We start from the raw sequence: 16,347 nt of genomic DNA on the forward strand, positions 1-16,347 counted from the left end.
TCCTCGACCTCTTTGCTTTGTTTCGCTGGGTTTTGCTGGGTTTTGCCAGGCGGGGGGCGATGGCTTTGGCAGGCAGGCGTTCATGCCAGACATGGCCTATGGCCTTCCCGCTGCTTCGCAACGATGAAGAGGCCTGCCACACATCCGCCCGCTTCAGGCGAAGCAGTCGTATGCCGTGCTCATTCTGCGCTTGAGCTGCGGGGTTATCGAGGTGCGAAGTTCGGGCTTGTGAGCGTCGTCCATCATCGAGAACAGCATCGAAACGGCTGCCTGCGAGCATTGCTCGGCTAGCGGGTCGATGTTGGTGATGGGGATGGGCTGTGAATCGGCGAAATCGTCGGCGCATACGGCAACGAGAGGCAAATCCTTTCCCAACGACAGCCCGTGGTAGCGCAGTGCAGCCGTCATCAGGTCGAGGATTCCGGGCGTTCGTATGGCAATGCCCATCCTGCGTTCCCTCCACGTATCTATATCGGTCGTGGCCGAGTCGATGCCCTGCCAGTGCCTGTTCTCAATGAAGCGGGTCGTGCAAGCGATTCCCTTGGATTTGCAGTATTGCGGGCCATCGATGCTGAAGGCCTTGGCGAAGTTGTAATGATCGGCATCCGAAGCCTTGTTGTCGACGAAGAGAATCTCCTTCGCGCCGACACGCAGCAATTCATCGATCTGATGCCTGACGATCCAGGCATAGTCGATGTCTACGCTTGGCAATGTCGTATGCCTGGCCGTGGTGCCGACCATCACGCAGGGGAGGTCCATGCGTTCCAGATCTTCGATTCGTTCATCGTTCAGTTCGACATCGAACAGCAGCAGACCGTCGATGGTCGACTGTCGGGCGACTTTCTCGATGCTGCCGACGCCCTCCTGCCCGGGAATCAGGATCACGTTCGAATTATGCTGTTCGGTTTCCGCGATGATGGTCGACAGATGCGGCGACAGCTCGACGATGCTGGTATTCGAATCGATGCGTATCGCGACACCGACAAAGCCCATCTTTCCGCCTGCCAAGGCGCGTGCGGGAAGATTCGGGCGGTATCCCAGCTTCCGCACTGCCTTCATGACCTGCTTCTTGGTGGGTTCGGATATGAGATTGCTGCCATTGATGACGTACGACACCGTTGTGCGTGAAACGCCCGCCAGGTCCGCAACATCTTGTGCAGTAACCATAGGATCCTTCTCAGAATTTTGGCATGTGAAACTCAGGCCATGTCTGTATTATCAAGTTTTTACAGTACTATCGATTACGATGCAAGTCAATTACCGTAGGGGCCAGAAACGTTGATATTCTAGGGATATTGAGAGGTGTGAGCTAGAATTTCGATACTCCGGGCAAGGTTGTTCGGCCATTGGAAGGTCGAGGGTTCGAGTTGGGAGACATCATGACGCAGAACATCGCCGAACAAGGGCATCTCAGCGATTCGTCCGAGGCGAATGGGAGGACTGAGGCTCTGAGGATGGAGACTGGGACTGGGACTGGGACTGGGACTGGGACTGGAACCGGGACAGAGACGGCGACAGAGACGGAGACGGACGATCGGATTGCGGCGGGTATATCCATCGAGCATATTGAGAACATTGAGAATATTGAGAATACGGTGTGGTGGCATATATACCCGCTGGGGTTTCTTGGTGCGCCGATACGTCCATCGTCTTCGCATGAGCGCAGGCTCGAGCACCGCCTACTCAGGCTGATTCCCTGGCTGGACTACATGACCGAGCTTGGGACGGATGGTCTCTTTCTGGGACCCATCTTCGATTCGCAGACGCACGGCTACGACACGGTCGACTATTACTCGATCGATCCGCGACTTGGAGATCTTCACGACTTCGATGCCCTGATCGGAGCATGCCGCGAACGAGGAATCAAGGTCATGCTCGATGGTGTCTTCAACCATGTCGGCACTGAGTTTCCAGAGTTCAGGCGCGCCATGGCGGGCGAGGGCGACGAGGACATGTTCACGATATCCCATGATGAGCAGGGAACGCCGGATTACGTGAAGTTCGAAGGGCATCCAGGGCTTCCAGAGCTGAATCACCAGTCGCCTCGGGTCGCGCGGCTGGTTCAGGACGTCATGGAATTCTGGCTGGATCGCGGCATAGACGCATGGCGGCTGGATGCGGCGTACACCACCGACACGCATTTCTGGCGGCATGTGCTTCCACAGGTGCGAAGCAGTTTCCCCAAGGTCTGGTTCATGGGCGAGGTGATCCAGGCAGACTATCCGAAGGTCATCGCCGAGACGGGATTCGACTCCCTGACGCAATATGAACTGTGGAAGGCCATATGGAGCTCGTTGAAGGATGGTAATTTCTTTGAACTTGACTGGTCGATTCGACGCAACGACGAATTCATGGCCGATTTCACGCCTCAGACATTCATCGGGAACCATGACGTCACGCGGATTGCCAGCAAGGTGGGGCTCGGGAAGGCGGCACTCGCCGCGGTCATCGAATTCACGCTTGGAGGCATTCCGTCAATATACTATGGCGATGAGATTGGCGTCACCGGTGTCAAGGAGGAACGTCATGGCGGTGACGATGCGGTTCGACCTGAGTTTCCGGCGACTCCCGAGGCGATGGGAATGCGTGCGGGCTCTGAGAGGGAACTCTTCGAGCTGTATCGGAGCCTGATCGCCATGCGCAAGGCCAATCCCTGGCTCGTCCATGCCACGACGGCATCGGTATCGTTGGAGAACCGACGCTATTCGTACGAATCCGTCGGCAAGCACGGTGAGAGGCTGCTGGTGGAGCTCAATCTCGATCCGAATCCAACCGCAACCGTGTCCAAGGACGGAACAACCCTGATTCGCGCTCATATCTGAGCCATACGGTCATCTGCCGGCCGATTTGTGCCCGGATTCTCGTTATTGAGCTCGAGCATGCAAGTTTTTGGCACTTGCTGAAGTATAAATGGCTGTTTTTGGCTTCATCCCGGTCGATTTTTCAGCGATTGCGGGCAGTTATACTTTGGCAAGTGCCAAAAACTTGCAAATTGAATCGAATGAGGCCTTTTCAGGCTATGACGAAGCCTCTGAGAGCGTATGCGCAGAGGCAAATGAATATGAGCGTGAGCATATTGACGACGTTGTTGCTGGTGTATGCGATGCCGACCGCGGCGCGCTGCCGAGGATAGGCGGGGGCATCCATGAGCTGGCCGCTTTCGTCGGCGAAGCGCTGCTGAATGGTGGATCCAAGTGCACTGTCGACCAGAGTTCCTGCGAAGCCAAGCGCGCACACGAATACAAAGCCCCGGATTCCATATTGACCGGCACTTGGAATGGCGAGCAGCGCGCTGCCGGCGATTCCGGCAATCACGCCAAGCAAGGTCACGCCGCCCGATGTGCCGTTGGGAACCGGTTTGAGATTGATGAGATTCAAGACCTTGCCATGACTGAGCATGCCGATTTCCGAAGAGAATGTATCGGCGCATGCCGCGGCAAACACGCTGAAGCAGATCAACGCTCCCGTGTTCGTGCTCTGCGAGAAATGGGAGAGCCAGACAGCCACGCATGCAGGAAGCGAATTGCACAGGACCTGCTTCCAATTCCTGGCTCCGACATCGCCCTGTCTACTTTCGCCCTTTCGCTTGGAACGGTTGCTGATCTTCGACACGAGCGATCCTGCGATGAAGAACAGTAGCAGACTGCCAGCAACCCAGATCGAAGAGAATGCATACAGCGTCGCGGCCGTCAATTCAGCGGCGACGATGCCATCGGTGGTGATTGCCGATCTGCGATATGCATAGATGAGGATGCCCAGGGCGACAAGCAGATAGATGGTCATGCCGATGGAACCATAGCGAAGCAGCAGCGATGCGAAGATGCCTGTCGAAATGGGAAGCGAGAGATTGTCGCACCCATTCGTGCCCGTCAGCTCGACGAATGCTGCGAATGCTCCGGTGACAAGAGCTATCAGAACGGATTCCAATAAGAAAATGGCCGTGGACACTGCCTCTCCGGCGTACCATGCGTTGGCCATGGTCAGTGAATCTGCATGCAATTCGGGGAATGCGAAGACGCATGCGAGCGTGGTCAGGAACGCGACGATGGCAACGCAAAGGCTGCCCTCAAGTGACTTGTCCCGTGCAAAGGCGAAGGGATGGTGCCGGCCCCAGCGTCCGCCGACAAGTGCGGCAAGACCGTCACCATAGGCCATCGTCAGCAGACCGATGAACGAAAGCTCATGCCATCCGAATTCGAAGGCGGCGGAGCTGAGCACGCACATGCTGAATGCGTAATAGACGGTTCCGAGGTTCTCGTGCTCCCTCACGATTGCAGGAAACAGATGGAACCGCGAATTCAACGCATTGATGATGATGAACAGAAAGGGAACAAGAGCCACAGCCCACAGCGATGTGAAGTATGGCGTGATGAAAACCCAGTTGCCGACCATGATATGCACGAACTTGCGTGAATACTCGCTTCTTCCGCCCTGATGGTGTGCAATAAGCGTCGCAAGCCCGATCACGAGCAGTATGTAGGCCAGTGAAATTGCCAGACTTACGATATTTTCCATGGTGCTTTCTCCCGTAGCTGTATTTCGGTGACGATGCGGATGCGTGTGGCCTTGCTGGTGTAGCAGCGCCTGGTGAAGCAGTCATGCCCGTGGTCGCGGACCGCCTGCTCGATGGCCTGATACAGCTTTGCCGCTGTGATGAGCGGGATACGGGCGGATGCGTGGAACTGATCAAGATAGTGCTGATATGGAAGGTACAGACTGTCGGCAAGCGTCGCAAGCTGTTCCCAGAGCACGATGAAGTTTCTTGGAATGGAAGGGGCATAGCCTTGCCGTGGCTCCGTGCGTTCCTTGAATGAGGCTGCGTCGGCATGGGCAAGCCCTTGCAGCGCCTCTCTCGAGATGCCATGGCTTTTCAGCAGATCTCGGGGAATGTACACGCGGTCGCGCTCGCGGATGTCTTCGCCGACATCGCGCAGAATGTTGGTGATCTGCATCGCAATGCCGAGTTTCTCGCACGCCTGCATGAAGTCTTCGTTCTCTATCATGGCGCGATCCCTGACCAGAATCGGCACAAGAATCCTGCCGACGGATCCGGCGACAAGACGCGCGTATTCGATCAGGTCATCGGTGGACTCGATGTCATGAAAGTCGGCGTCGCTTCGCTGTCCCTGAATTTGCATGAGCAGGCCACGTTCCTGAACGCCGTATCGGTGCACGCTTGCGGTGAAGGCTGGCCACCAGGGGAGTGTCGGCGCGAAAGTCGAAGGCGCGTCGCCGGCGGGGCCCGTGCCGTCCTCGAACAATGCCCGTATCGAACGTTCCAGGTCATCGAGCTGTGGCAACGCGGAGCTGCCGCCTTCGTCGACGACATCGTCCGCATATCGGCAGAATGCGTAGACGGCGGTGACCGCCATGAACCGTTCCTTGGGAAGCCCCTTGAACGCCTGATAGAAGCTGACGGCCTGTGTCTTCATGATTTCCAGAGCCGAGGCGAAGGACTGCTCAAGATCGACGACATTGGTATCAGAGTGGGAAAAGTCACCAAAAGCAGGTGTTCCTAGATTTTTAGATTGACTTGCCGTCGCATCGTGACTGCCATCTTGGCCTTCACTCAAAGGAATCACCTTTCTCGTCGCGTCGCAGCTCTTCTGCACAAATCTTACCGCTCTGCATTACGATCGGCACTCCTGCGCCAGGATGCGTGCTGCTTCCCGTGAAATACAAACCCTCGCAGTGCTTGGCTTTCGCCTGTGGACGCCAGTGATTGCTTTGAAGCAAGGTTGGCTGAAGGCCGAAGGTCGCCCCACGATACGCGTTGAATTCCTGCTTGAAATCCTCGGGCGTGAAAACCCGTTCAAAGACGATGCTCTCCTTCAGGTTCTCAAGTCCGGGGAGTCGGGTCAATGCCTGCAAGACCTTGTCTCTATACAGCTTCACCGTCTGTTCATTCCAGGAATATTTGGCCGTACCAAGTTCCGAGATCGGCAGAAGCGCATAGAATGCGGACTGTCCCTGGGGAGCCATGCTTGGATCGGTCTGCGTCGGAATGTGAAGATAGATGGATGGGTGCTCAATCTCGCTTCCATCGAAGATGCTGCGCAGATTGTCGTCATATTGCGAAGAAATGACGAAGTTATGTGTCGAAAGGTGGTCGTATGTGCCCTTCACACCCCAGTAGAAAACAAGGCAGGAGCATGAATAGTCCATACTGTCGATTTTTTTGGGTGAGTATTTTCCCCTGATCCTTGGGCTTTCGACGAGCTCTTTCATCGCATAGGGGAAGTCTGCGTTGCAAACGACGTATGGAGACTCGATGAGCCTGTCATCGACCTGTATGCCCTGGACTCTGCCATCGGTGGCAACGATTTTCCGAACCTGGGCATTGTAATGGATCTTGCCGCCTATCTCTTCGAAGAGCCTTGCCATCTGTTCGGCCATCGTATGCATGCCGCCCTTGATGCACCAGATTCCATAGAGCAGCTCGATCATCGGAATGATGTTATAGAGCGACGGTCCATTTGTCGGAGACACGCCAATATATAAGGTCTGGAAGCTCAGCATGCGTTGCAGGTCCTTGTCGGGCATGAACTTCGCCATCATCCTGTCAGCGCTGCCGAAGGTTTTGAGCTTCATCGCCTGGACGAGCATGTACGGATTGTATATGTCTCGTCGGTGGCGGAAGGGGCGGGTTATGAAATGCTGGTACGCGACCTGGTATCGCGTATACATTTCGCTCAGATAATCGAGGAATCCCTTGGCATTGCGAGGCCCCTTGGCTTCGACCATCCTCATCAGATCGGGAAGGTTGTTGCCAATCGTGTAATGGCGTATCGGATCGCCTTCGAAGAAGACCTCGTACATCGGGTCGAGGCGGGTCATTGGGATGTAGTCATCGGGATCGCGGCCGCAGAGACGAAAGATGTCTTGGTATATCGAAGGCATCATCACGATGGTCGGACCGACATCGAAAGTGAACCCCTGCTCGCGGATCTGATGCATCTTGCCACCGGGTATGCTCTGCTTTTCGTAGATTTCCACTGAATATCCGGCATGCTGCAGACGGATGGCCGCTGATAGGCCGCCAATTCCGGCCCCAACGACCACGACTTTCTTCCCCAAGTTCCCTGCCCCTACTGTTGTCCTTATTGTAGACCTTCGCTGTCAAACCGATAACGACTCTACCGAGAAATAGGCCCAAACGCACTCATTGAAACAGGGAAAAAGGTGAGATTGTGAGTTTTGCGACAATTGCAGAGTATAAACTTCAATTTTCGTTGATTTCGCGACCGAGGTCATGCGGAAAATCAGTGGCTGTACTTTGCAATTGCCGCAAAACTCACAATCTCACCTTGAATGAGACAATATGAAGCTCACCGTGCCTCAAGAACTCTAGAATTCTTCGTACCATTGTGGATTTTGCGCGAATGAGCGGCCTTCGGGATTGTCAAGGGCGGCTATCTGCTTCATATCGTCACCGTCGAGTGTGAAACTGGTCAGATCGATGTTTGCGCGCTGACGTTCCGGATTCATGGACTTTGGAATCGAAACATCGCCAATCTGGACATGCCAGCGAAGAATCGTCTGAACGACTGAGATGCCGTGCTTCTTCGCGATCGCCGTCAAGGTGGTGTCCTTGAGCATCTGGTTGGCCCTGCCCAGTGGGCTCCAGGCTTCGGTGATGATTCCATGGGTGTTGTCATAGGCGCGCTGCGCCGACTGCTGGAAATATGGATGGAGCTCAATCTGGTTGACCTCTGGAGCAACGCCGGTCGAATGGATGAGCATGTCGATATGGCCCGGAAGGAAGTTGCTCACGCCGATATGCTTCACGATGCCCTGCTTCTTCGCATCGATGAGCGCACGCCAGGCATCGGTGTACTTGCCCTTGGATGGGTTGGGCCAATGAATCAGGTACAGATCGATGTAGTCGAGGCCCATGCGGGCGACGCTTTCCTCGATCGTTACGCGTGCGGCATCGTAGTCCTGATGCCGACCAGGAAGCTTGCTCGTTACCGTAACGTCTTCACGAGGAATGTCGGACTCGCGAATCGCACGGCCGACGATGCCCTCGTTCTCATAGTTATATGCGCTGTCTATGAGTCGATACCCGACTCGCAGCGCGGACTCAATCGCACCGATTCCATCGAATCCATTGATCTTATAGGTTCCGAATCCGATCGCCGGAAGTTCGAATCCGCTGTGCGACTTTCTGACAGGAATATCGGGCGGATTGAGAATGCCCTGATTCGATGCGTCTTGTTCGCTCCTATGTTCGCTGTTCTGATCGCTCACTATCGAAATCCTCTCACTCAGTCTGAAAATCCATATGCCATGGCCTTCCTTATAACATTACGCATGAGGCTTTCGATAAGTCACTTTGTGCTGAGAGATAGATTCAGGCGAAAAAGAAATCTGAACATTTCATATGTGCTGCTCAGCTCCTTGATATAACATTGTTTGAATGACGAAAAAACGTGGATCTTATTCCAAGGGAGTGCTTAAGCGCCAGGAAATTCTGAGTCAGGCGCTCAAGCTCATTGCGGAAAATGGCTTTGAATCAACCAAGCTTCGAGAGCTCGCAGAATCCGTCAATCTGTCTGAGGCTGGCCTTTTGCATTACTTTGGAACGAAGGACGACCTATATGTTGAAATTTTGCGCGAAAATGACAAGAACGAGCTGTATGAATTGTTCAGACTGAACATCGAACATGGTGGTTCGGGGCCCTTCGAGTCAGAGAAGACATGCAGAAAGGCAGAATCCGGCGATAGCAAATCGGGCGATGATGACGCGGACGAGAGCGATCGTCCTGCGGGCAGCGACTCCCAAGAATCCGAATCGGAGAAGCATGCCGAAAGAGAATCATCCCGAGAAGGCAAGGCCGGGGAATTCTCGTTGAAGCTTTCCGGAAATGCCATCAAAATGATCGACGAGCGTGCCGACCTTTTGCCTGCGCAGCCACGCGAACACGTAGGCATACTGTCGCGCCTGGTACAGATCATGGCTCATAAGGCCCAGGTGCCGGGTCTTGTCGAATTGTATTCGTACATGTCGGTTCGTGCTGCTGACAAGAACAATCCGGCACACGCGTACTTCATGGAAAGGCGCAGCATATCTTCGGCGATCTCGGTTCCCATGCTCAGACGTCTCCAGAAAAGAGGCATCGTGAGCGCCAAGCTTGCGCCGAGCGATCTCGATAGAATCTTCAACGCCGTTACCGATGGTCTGCTGGTTCAGCGACTGATCGATCCGGATCTGGATATCGAGCGATTGCTGCTTGAGCTGTGCACGATCATCGATTGGACGCGCGACCCGAACGGCAACCCGGATATCGAGACCATCAAGAAGCAGAATCTCATGCCCTGATCGGGCCTTTCCGGCAACGTTTTCAGCGATGTCATCGGCTGCACTGCCCGTCTGAGCAGTTGGCGAAGGCTCAGTCTCTGTCGCGAATCATCGAGCCTGCCATCATCCGCATCTCGCGCGGGGAAGTGGCTTCCGTGCGCTCGCCGCTTTCCTTGGCGGCAGTGGTTTCTGTGGCAGTCTTGTTCTTGGTGGCGTTCCCGGTCCCGTCCTCGGTCACATCCTCACTCTGGATGTCGTCATTGAAACCGCCAGCATAGATTCCCGAGGTTTCGGCGTCTTCCTCGTCGCGCTGCATCATGTCCATCTGCTCGCGCACCCAGACGCGTTCGGCAGGATTGATGTCTCGAAGCCCTAGATATTTCTGGTATGCAGGGTAGAAGGTTCTCAAGATCGGGTAGAGCGCAAACAATGTGTGCTCGGGTTTCTCGGTGCGCCAGTGCTGCGGGTGAGCATCGAAGGTGTTGCGGAAGCGTTTCATGTAACGGCGGAAGGAGGACAGGGAGGTGTCGATTCTGCGCGCGCTCATGCCGGCGATCATGCGGGGTGAGTAGACGGTTTCGAACCCTTTGCCAAGCAGATGCAGGGATACGTCGACATCCTCGTGCATGACGTCGGATTCGTCGCGGCACACTTCCTTGGAAATCGCATTCCACGCCGTGGCCCGCAGAGCCATGTTGGAGCCGAAGAGCAGATAATGGCCGCCATCCGCACGATAGATGTTTCTTCTGATGCGGTTGTCGCCCTTCAGGCCGATTCGTCTTGCGGGCATGTCGTAATACACCACGGGGCCGGTGGCACCCATGGCGTCCGGATCCTCGGTGAAGATTCCTGAAACGACCTCGACCCAATCCGGTTTGAGCATGCAGTCGGCATCGACTCGGCCGAGAACCTCGCCCGTGGCATGGTTCAGACCCCAGTTGCGCGTGGGGATGAGTCCCTGCTCCTTATTCTGATGGAGCAGACGTACCTTTGCCTCGGGGTGCTCGTGGATGAATTGCTTCACGACCTTGACCGTGTCGTCGGTGGAACGGTTGTCAACGACTATGACTTCGTGTGGCATCACTGTTTGACTTGTGGCATTCTGCAAGCAATCAGCGATGCGTTCCTCTTCGTTCCATGCAGGGATGACAATCGAAACAGTCAGCATAGGCACTAGAATACGTGCAAGCCCATACAGGTCTGATTGGGTGAATCTCACATAAATCGGAAGCGGCGAACCGAGCTTGTCGTTTTTGATGTGGATAATGGAGCATATGACTTCCAAAGACGACGAACAATTCGACCTTGCCTCGGTGTTTCCAGCAAAGGGAGATCCCAGGCGACCCCCTGAATGGTACGGGCGAGCGTTGCTCTATACGGCCATAGGCGTGTTCGCTGCATGGTTCGTATACAAGTCTTGGGGGAAGATAGAGTTTCTCGTACTCGATGTCGTCATTTCCATCTTCATCGCCCTGGCATTGGAACCACTGGTGAAGATGATGATTCGACATGGCTGGAGACGCGGGGCCGCATCGGGCGTGTCCATCGTGCTTTTCATAGTCATCGTGCTTGCCTTGATGGCCACATTCGGCAGCCTGTTCGTGCAGCAGGCGACCGCCATGATCTCGGGCATTCCAAAATATTATGAGGACATAGCCAATACGGTTGCTAGCAAGACTTCATGGAAGCTTCCTGCAATAGGGGATTTGGGCAATGAGATACTCGGCAGCATACAGACTTCCTGGGTGCGCGATTTCGCAGGGCAGGCCATTTCGACGACCATGAGTTTCCTGAGCGCCGTGCTGAACCTGCTCACCGTGCTGCTGGTGACCTTCTACATTTCAGCCTCTGGCCCAAAGATGCGTCGAAGCGTCTGTCAGTGGATGAGCCCCAGGTCACAGCGAAAGTTTGTGCTCGTCTGGACCGTGGCACAGGATCAGATTTCGAGCTTCCTGTTCAGCCGCACCATTCTTGCAATCATCAACAGTGGCTGTCTCGCAGTCTTCCTGGTGATCCTTAATGTTCCCTACTGGCTGCCTCTGTCGCTGTTCTGCGGCCTGGTATCGCAATTCGTTCCCACCATAGGAACGTACATAGGAGGCGCGTTGCCAATCGTGGCTGCCTGGGCAAGCGTCGGTCTGACGCAGGCGATCGCGATTCTCGCATACATCATCATCTATCAGCAGATCGAGAACCTGATCTTTGCGCCAAAGATATCCCAGCGCACGATGGATCTGAACCCCGCCGTGGCGTTTCTCTCGGTGCTCGGGATCGGTGCGGTATTCGGCGCTCTCGGGGCATTCCTCGCACTGCCCGTCGCGGCCAGCTTCCAGGCCATCTTCAAGGCGTATACCAAGCAATATGACTTGATTGATTCGCCTTTGCTCAACGATCCGAAGCCGGTCAAGAAGTCCAAGGTAATCGAGGGCGCCGAGGCATTCAACGAGCACGTCATACGACCGGTCGCCCAGCGCATCCCACGTGCGGCGCGTGGATCGAGCTCACGCATTCACAGCGAGTCAGAGAGCAAGTCGACGCAGCAAGAATCCTCGCAGATACCGACCTCGCATGATTTGGACACATCGCAGACAGTTGCGATTCCGCAGAGGAAGAACAAGAATTCAACGCTGAAGACGGGGTCGAAGGACCTGAATGCATCGTCGGAGGCTGATAATGGTTCAGACCTTGAAAATCCTCGGAACAGGTGGCGTTGATGGCGATTCTTGGAGTTCTGGACTGGATGCTGTGGATCTTGGGAATAGTCAGCATCATATATCAGGCAGTGTGCATCCTTACCTCCTTCGTTTCGAAGCCGGTGACATTCAAGGATGTTCCGATGGACAAGCATTTTGCGGTGCTGATATCGGCTCGTAACGAGGAGCTTGTCGTCGGCAATCTGATCCGCTCCATTCACGCGCAGTCGTATCCGATCGACCTGATCGACATCTGGCTGGTTGCGGACAATTGCACCGATGATACGGCGGGATTGGCGCGAAGCATGGGATGCCATGTCGTCGAACGTGACGACCTGGATCAGATCGGCAAGGGATATGCGCTCACCTTCCTGCTGGATCAGATCAACAGGTCCGAGATGGCGAAGGTCTATGACGCATACTTCGTCTTTGATGCGGACAACCTTCTGCACCCGAAATACATAGAGGAAATGAACAAGGCATTCCAGTCAGGATTCAAGATTCTGACAAGCTACCGCAATTCCGTGAACTTCTCAGAGAACTGGGTCTCATCGGGTTCGGCGCTCTGGTTCATCCGCGAATCGCGATTCCTGAATTCATCTCGCATGGTCTTCGGTTCCAGCTGCCACGTTGGTGGGACGGGATTCATGTTCTCGAGGGAAATCATGGAACGCAACAATGGGTGGAAGTTCCATCTGCTGACCGAGGATCTCGAGTTCACGATGGATTCGATCCTTCACGGAGATCGCATTGGATATTGCGGCACCGCCATCCTCTATGACGAGCAGCCTGTGACCTTCAAGCAGAGTTGGCGTCAGCGTGTGCGCTGGAGCAAAGGATTCCTGCAGGTCTTTCGATACTACGGACCGAGTCTGATGCGTCGAGCGATCCAGGAAAGGGATTTTTCAGCGGTGGACCTGACCTTGCTCATATGCCCGTTCACGGCTTTCGGAGCCATTCGAGTGGTGCTGTCGATGATTTTCGTACTGTGCGGATTCACCACGCTTTCGACCCAGCTCAGCGCAGTCTCGGGATATTTCTCGGGCATCGTGGTGAGCATGCTTTCGATGATGGCGCTCGCGGCCATGACGATCATCGCGGAAAGGAATCGCATCGGTGCCTCGAACAAGGAACTGTTCGCCTATTGCCTGAGCTTTCCGGTGTACATGCTGAGCTATATTCCGATTTCATTCCAGGCGATCTTCTCGAAGCCGGAGTGGAAGCCGATCGAGCATCACGGGCACTGATGGCTTAGGCGCTGATGGTAGGGGCGCTGATGGTACGGCGCTCAATCTCGACATGCGATACTTTTCATCTCGGAATGCGGAATTCGATCTGAGCATTCCGCGGGCATGCAAGTTTTTGGCACTAGCCAATGTATAAGCTGCTGAAATCAAGCCGATGGCGACCGAACTGACACCGTTTTTGGGCGTTTGTACTTGGACAAGTGCCAAAAACTTGCATGCTCGCAGGCGACGCTGAGAACACGCTGAGCATCTGAAGGCACGTTATGCTTGGAATATGAACGATACACCCAGTGGTGCAGGTCCAGAGCCAATCGAAATCCAACAGGCACGCGGCAGTGCCGAATCGTATGGAGGCGGAGCAATGGGGGATTCACAGCAGGCCTATACGCAGCAGGCTCACTCACAGTCTGCCCACTCACAGTCGGCTTATCCGCAGGAGACGTCAGGTCCCGGCACTCCTCCCGAGCGGCAAGGTGGCAATGACTATCTCGCTCCCAATGAAGGTGCGGCAATGTCGCTTCGCGGTCTGGCAAAATACTATGGCAACAAGGTCGCCGTCAACGGGCTGTCCCTCGACATTCCGGTGGGTTCGTTCTATGGAATCGTAGGCCCGAACGGGGCCGGGAAAACCACCACGCTCACCATGGCCACCGGCATGCTCGTGCCTGACGCAGGCGTTGCGACGGTGCTCGGCGTTGACGTATGGCGGGAGACTGGCCGTGTAAAGCGCATGATCGGCGTGATGCCTCAGCCATCCCAGATCTTCGACAGGCTTACTGGGCTACAGCTGCTGCTGTATTCAGGCATGCTGCGTGGCATGAAGCGAGAGGAGTCGCAGCAGAGGGCCAACGATCTGCTCCTTGCATTCGACCTGGAAGAGGCCCGCAATCTGATGGTCGCCGAGTATTCCTCGGGAATGATGAAGAAGATATGCCTTGCATCGGCCATGATTCACAGTCCACGCGTGCTCGTCCTCGATGAGCCCTTTGAATCCGTCGATCCGGTTTCGAGCGCAAACCTCAAGGACATCCTGATCGAATATGCACAGACCGGCGGCACGGTCATAATCTCTTCGCATGTCATGGCACTGGTGGAGAAGATGTGCACGCATGTCGCCATCATTGCGAATGGACAGGTCCAGGCTGACGGCACGATAGCCCAGGTAGCCGCCGGGGAGGACCTCGAGGACCGCTTCCTGCAGTTGGTGGGCGGCAGGCATCAGGCCGCGCACATCGCGTGGCTGCAGGGCGGGGGAACCGCTGCAGCGCAAGGATGAGCCAATGCCGAGGCTGGGGCCAAAGCCAAAGCCACGGCTGGGGTCAAGGCCGAGGCTGGGGCGGGCTCGCGATGACGATGTGCTGAGTGGTCTGGGACGCTGACGTCGCATCAGTCGGAGGAACACGCGCGGCGAAGTGAGATCGATGAAGTTCTTGATTGAGGGAAGAGGGTTCTTATGCGTACTGCAATGCTGATAGTGCGACTGCGGTGGTCATTGACCTGGGCGTATCTGCGAAAATCCTCATGGCAGACGATAGGATTCGTCATCGGCGCCATCTTTGCCGTCGGCTGTGTGGCAGGCGTCGCCAGAGGAGCGTGGGAGATTGGCTCGCTGCTTGGGCGCAGCCCTGATGGGAATGCGCTGCATGCGACGAACACGGTGATGATCGTTGGCGGCACCTTCGCATTTCTGCTGACCGCGATTCTGCAGCTGATGCTTTTCGGCCAAGGGTCGACCCTGAGCGCCGATCGCTTCGCGCTCTTCGGCATGCGAGACCGCGAACTTCAATTCGGTCTCACTCTCTCAGGATTGTGCGGGATTCCTGGCATCGCAAGCCTTGCGGTCTGCTTCCTCATATCGCTCATGTACCGTTCATACGGCGGGGTCATGGTGGTCGCTGCCTTGGTCGCAGCGCCTCTGACGCTGGTCACGATTGTGAGCGTCTCCAAGCTGATCATGTCGGCTGCCACGAGCCTGCTTCGGTCAAGGCGTAGCCAGAGCATCCTCTACGTCGTGATAATCCTGGTGTTCATCCTCGTCGCGAACGGGCCGAACATCGTGATCAATTCCTTTGGCATCGAGCAGCTTCACCTTGAACTTTTCACCGGCATCGCTTCGATGCTTGCATGGACTCCGTTCGGAGCTGGATTCCAGCTTCCATTCGATGCGCTGGCTGGCCACTGGCTGTTCTTCGTCATTCGCGTCGCGATGCTGCTGCTGACCTGGCTGCTGTGCTTCATCGCCTCGATATGGCTGATGCGGCGTGAACGGCTGGTTGCAGGAGCTTCCGAAAAGGTGGTTCTTCGCAAGGGCATCGGATCGTTCTCACGGATGCCCGACTCGGTCTCGGGTGCGATTTCCGCGCGATATCTGACATATCTGCTGCGAGATCCCCGGCAGACGATGGTGCTGCTCATGCCAATCGTCTTTTTGGGGCTGTTCGCGATCCAATCCGCATCATTCCCGGAACTGGTGTTCATGGCACCGCTGATGTCGGCGCTGTTCATGATGATGCCGGAATCGAATGGCCTGGCATATGACGGGATGGGACTGACCATGCACGTCCAGATCGGCGTTCGTGGCATCGATGACAGAGTCGGGCGCGTGCGCGTCCTGGCGTTTATGGGCTGCGTATACCTGGTGCTGATAGGGATAGTGAGCCTTGTGGTGTATGACCTTCGTGGCGGCCGGTTTGTGACGATAGGACTCGTGTGCATATTGTGCGGCGTGGGCATATATCTTGCAAGCCTGGGAGTCGCGGAGGTGTGCTCCTGCCTGTTCATGTATCCCGTGGCAAGCCTGGCCAAGCCGTTCTCCTCGCCTCAGGGGCGGGCGGTCTCTCAGGGATTCCTGCCATTCATACCCATGCTCGCTTCGGGTGTGGTGATGATTCCCACGGCACTTGCCGTCATCCTGATCGTCGTGCTTTCGGGGATGACATTGCTCTGGATCGCAATTCCCGTGGCGTTGGTCAACGGACTGCTTGTTTTATGGCTGGGCATAGTCCTGGGGGGTAGAATCATGGATGCACGTCAGTTGAAGATCGTCGAAACGTTGACGCATTTCGCGGAATTGCAACGATAATCGGCTTCTGGCACATCCGGTGGT

General features: G+C 55.6%; 11 protein-coding genes and 1 pseudogene. 6 read left to right on the plus strand and 6 right to left on the minus strand.

Features of this window, described 5'->3' with window-relative positions; translation table 11 throughout:
• Positions 1-153: 153 nt before the first annotated feature.
• Positions 154-1,167, minus strand: coding sequence for a LacI family DNA-binding transcriptional regulator (locus tag QN062_RS09195; protein ID WP_369341503.1), 1,014 nt, complete (start codon positions 1,165-1,167; stop codon positions 154-156).
• A gap of 212 nt (positions 1,168-1,379) precedes the next feature.
• Between QN062_RS09195 and QN062_RS09200 the strand changes: the two genes are divergently transcribed.
• Complete coding sequence (locus QN062_RS09200; RefSeq protein ID WP_369341504.1) at positions 1,380-2,822, plus strand: alpha-amylase family glycosyl hydrolase; 1,443 nt, start codon at positions 1,380-1,382, stop codon at positions 2,820-2,822.
• A gap of 190 nt (positions 2,823-3,012) precedes the next feature.
• Here QN062_RS09200 and QN062_RS09205 read toward each other — a convergent pair whose 3' ends face one another.
• The 4 genes from QN062_RS09205 to QN062_RS09220 all read right to left on the minus strand — a co-directional run bounded on the left by QN062_RS09205 (position 3,013) and on the right by QN062_RS09220 (position 8,196).
• Positions 3,013-4,515, minus strand: coding sequence for a DUF92 domain-containing protein (locus QN062_RS09205; RefSeq protein WP_369341505.1), 1,503 nt, complete (start codon positions 4,513-4,515; stop codon positions 3,013-3,015).
• Positions 4,500-5,573, minus strand: coding sequence for a phytoene/squalene synthase family protein (locus tag QN062_RS09210; RefSeq protein ID WP_369341506.1), 1,074 nt, complete (start codon positions 5,571-5,573; stop codon positions 4,500-4,502). The genes QN062_RS09205 and QN062_RS09210 overlap by 16 nt, the downstream gene beginning before the upstream one ends.
• Positions 5,566-7,077 carry a phytoene desaturase family protein gene (locus QN062_RS09215; RefSeq protein WP_369341507.1) on the minus strand — a complete coding sequence of 504 codons (1,512 nt, stop codon included), beginning with the start codon at positions 7,075-7,077 and terminating at the stop codon, positions 5,566-5,568. The genes QN062_RS09210 and QN062_RS09215 overlap by 8 nt, the downstream gene beginning before the upstream one ends.
• Positions 7,078-7,347: 270 nt before the next feature.
• A complete protein-coding gene (locus tag QN062_RS09220) occupies positions 7,348-8,196 on the minus strand; it encodes an aldo/keto reductase (RefSeq protein ID WP_369342593.1) in 849 nt (282 codons plus the stop codon).
• A gap of 223 nt (positions 8,197-8,419) precedes the next feature.
• Here QN062_RS09220 and QN062_RS09225 point away from each other — a divergent pair, with 223 nt between their 5' ends.
• Positions 8,420-9,322: a TetR/AcrR family transcriptional regulator gene (locus QN062_RS09225; protein WP_369341508.1), complete on the plus strand. Its 903-nt coding sequence runs from the start codon at positions 8,420-8,422 to the stop codon at positions 9,320-9,322.
• Positions 9,323-9,611: 289 nt separating this feature from the next.
• On the opposite strand, the pseudogene QN062_RS09230 reads toward QN062_RS09225, so the two are convergent.
• Positions 9,612-10,469 (minus strand): annotated as a pseudogene (locus QN062_RS09230) (glycosyltransferase); the annotation flags it as partial.
• Positions 10,470-10,575: 106 nt separating this feature from the next.
• Between QN062_RS09230 and QN062_RS09235 the strand changes: the two are divergent.
• The 4 genes from QN062_RS09235 (at position 10,576) to QN062_RS09250 (ending at position 16,323) form a co-directional block, all read left to right on the plus strand.
• Positions 10,576-12,015, plus strand: a complete 1,440-nt coding sequence (locus QN062_RS09235; RefSeq protein ID WP_369341509.1) for an AI-2E family transporter — start codon at positions 10,576-10,578, stop codon at positions 12,013-12,015.
• The gene (locus tag QN062_RS09240; RefSeq protein ID WP_369341510.1) at positions 12,015-13,241 is read left to right on the plus strand and encodes a glycosyltransferase family 2 protein; all 1,227 of its coding nucleotides are present in this window, start codon (positions 12,015-12,017) and stop codon (positions 13,239-13,241) included. The genes QN062_RS09235 and QN062_RS09240 overlap by 1 nt, the downstream gene beginning before the upstream one ends.
• 361 nt (positions 13,242-13,602) lie before the next feature.
• Positions 13,603-14,517 carry an ABC transporter ATP-binding protein gene (locus tag QN062_RS09245; RefSeq protein WP_369341511.1) on the plus strand — a complete coding sequence of 305 codons (915 nt, stop codon included), beginning with the start codon at positions 13,603-13,605 and terminating at the stop codon, positions 14,515-14,517.
• A 177-nt stretch (positions 14,518-14,694) separates the two neighbouring features.
• Positions 14,695-16,323: an ABC transporter permease gene (locus QN062_RS09250; RefSeq protein ID WP_369341512.1), complete on the plus strand. Its 1,629-nt coding sequence runs from the start codon at positions 14,695-14,697 to the stop codon at positions 16,321-16,323.
• Positions 16,324-16,347: the final 24 nt, after the last annotated feature.

Origin of the sequence: Bifidobacterium sp. WK012_4_13 (genome assembly GCF_041080835.1) — a bacterium.
GTDB classification, from domain to species: Bacteria; Actinomycetota; Actinomycetes; order Actinomycetales; family Bifidobacteriaceae; genus Bombiscardovia; species Bombiscardovia fermentum.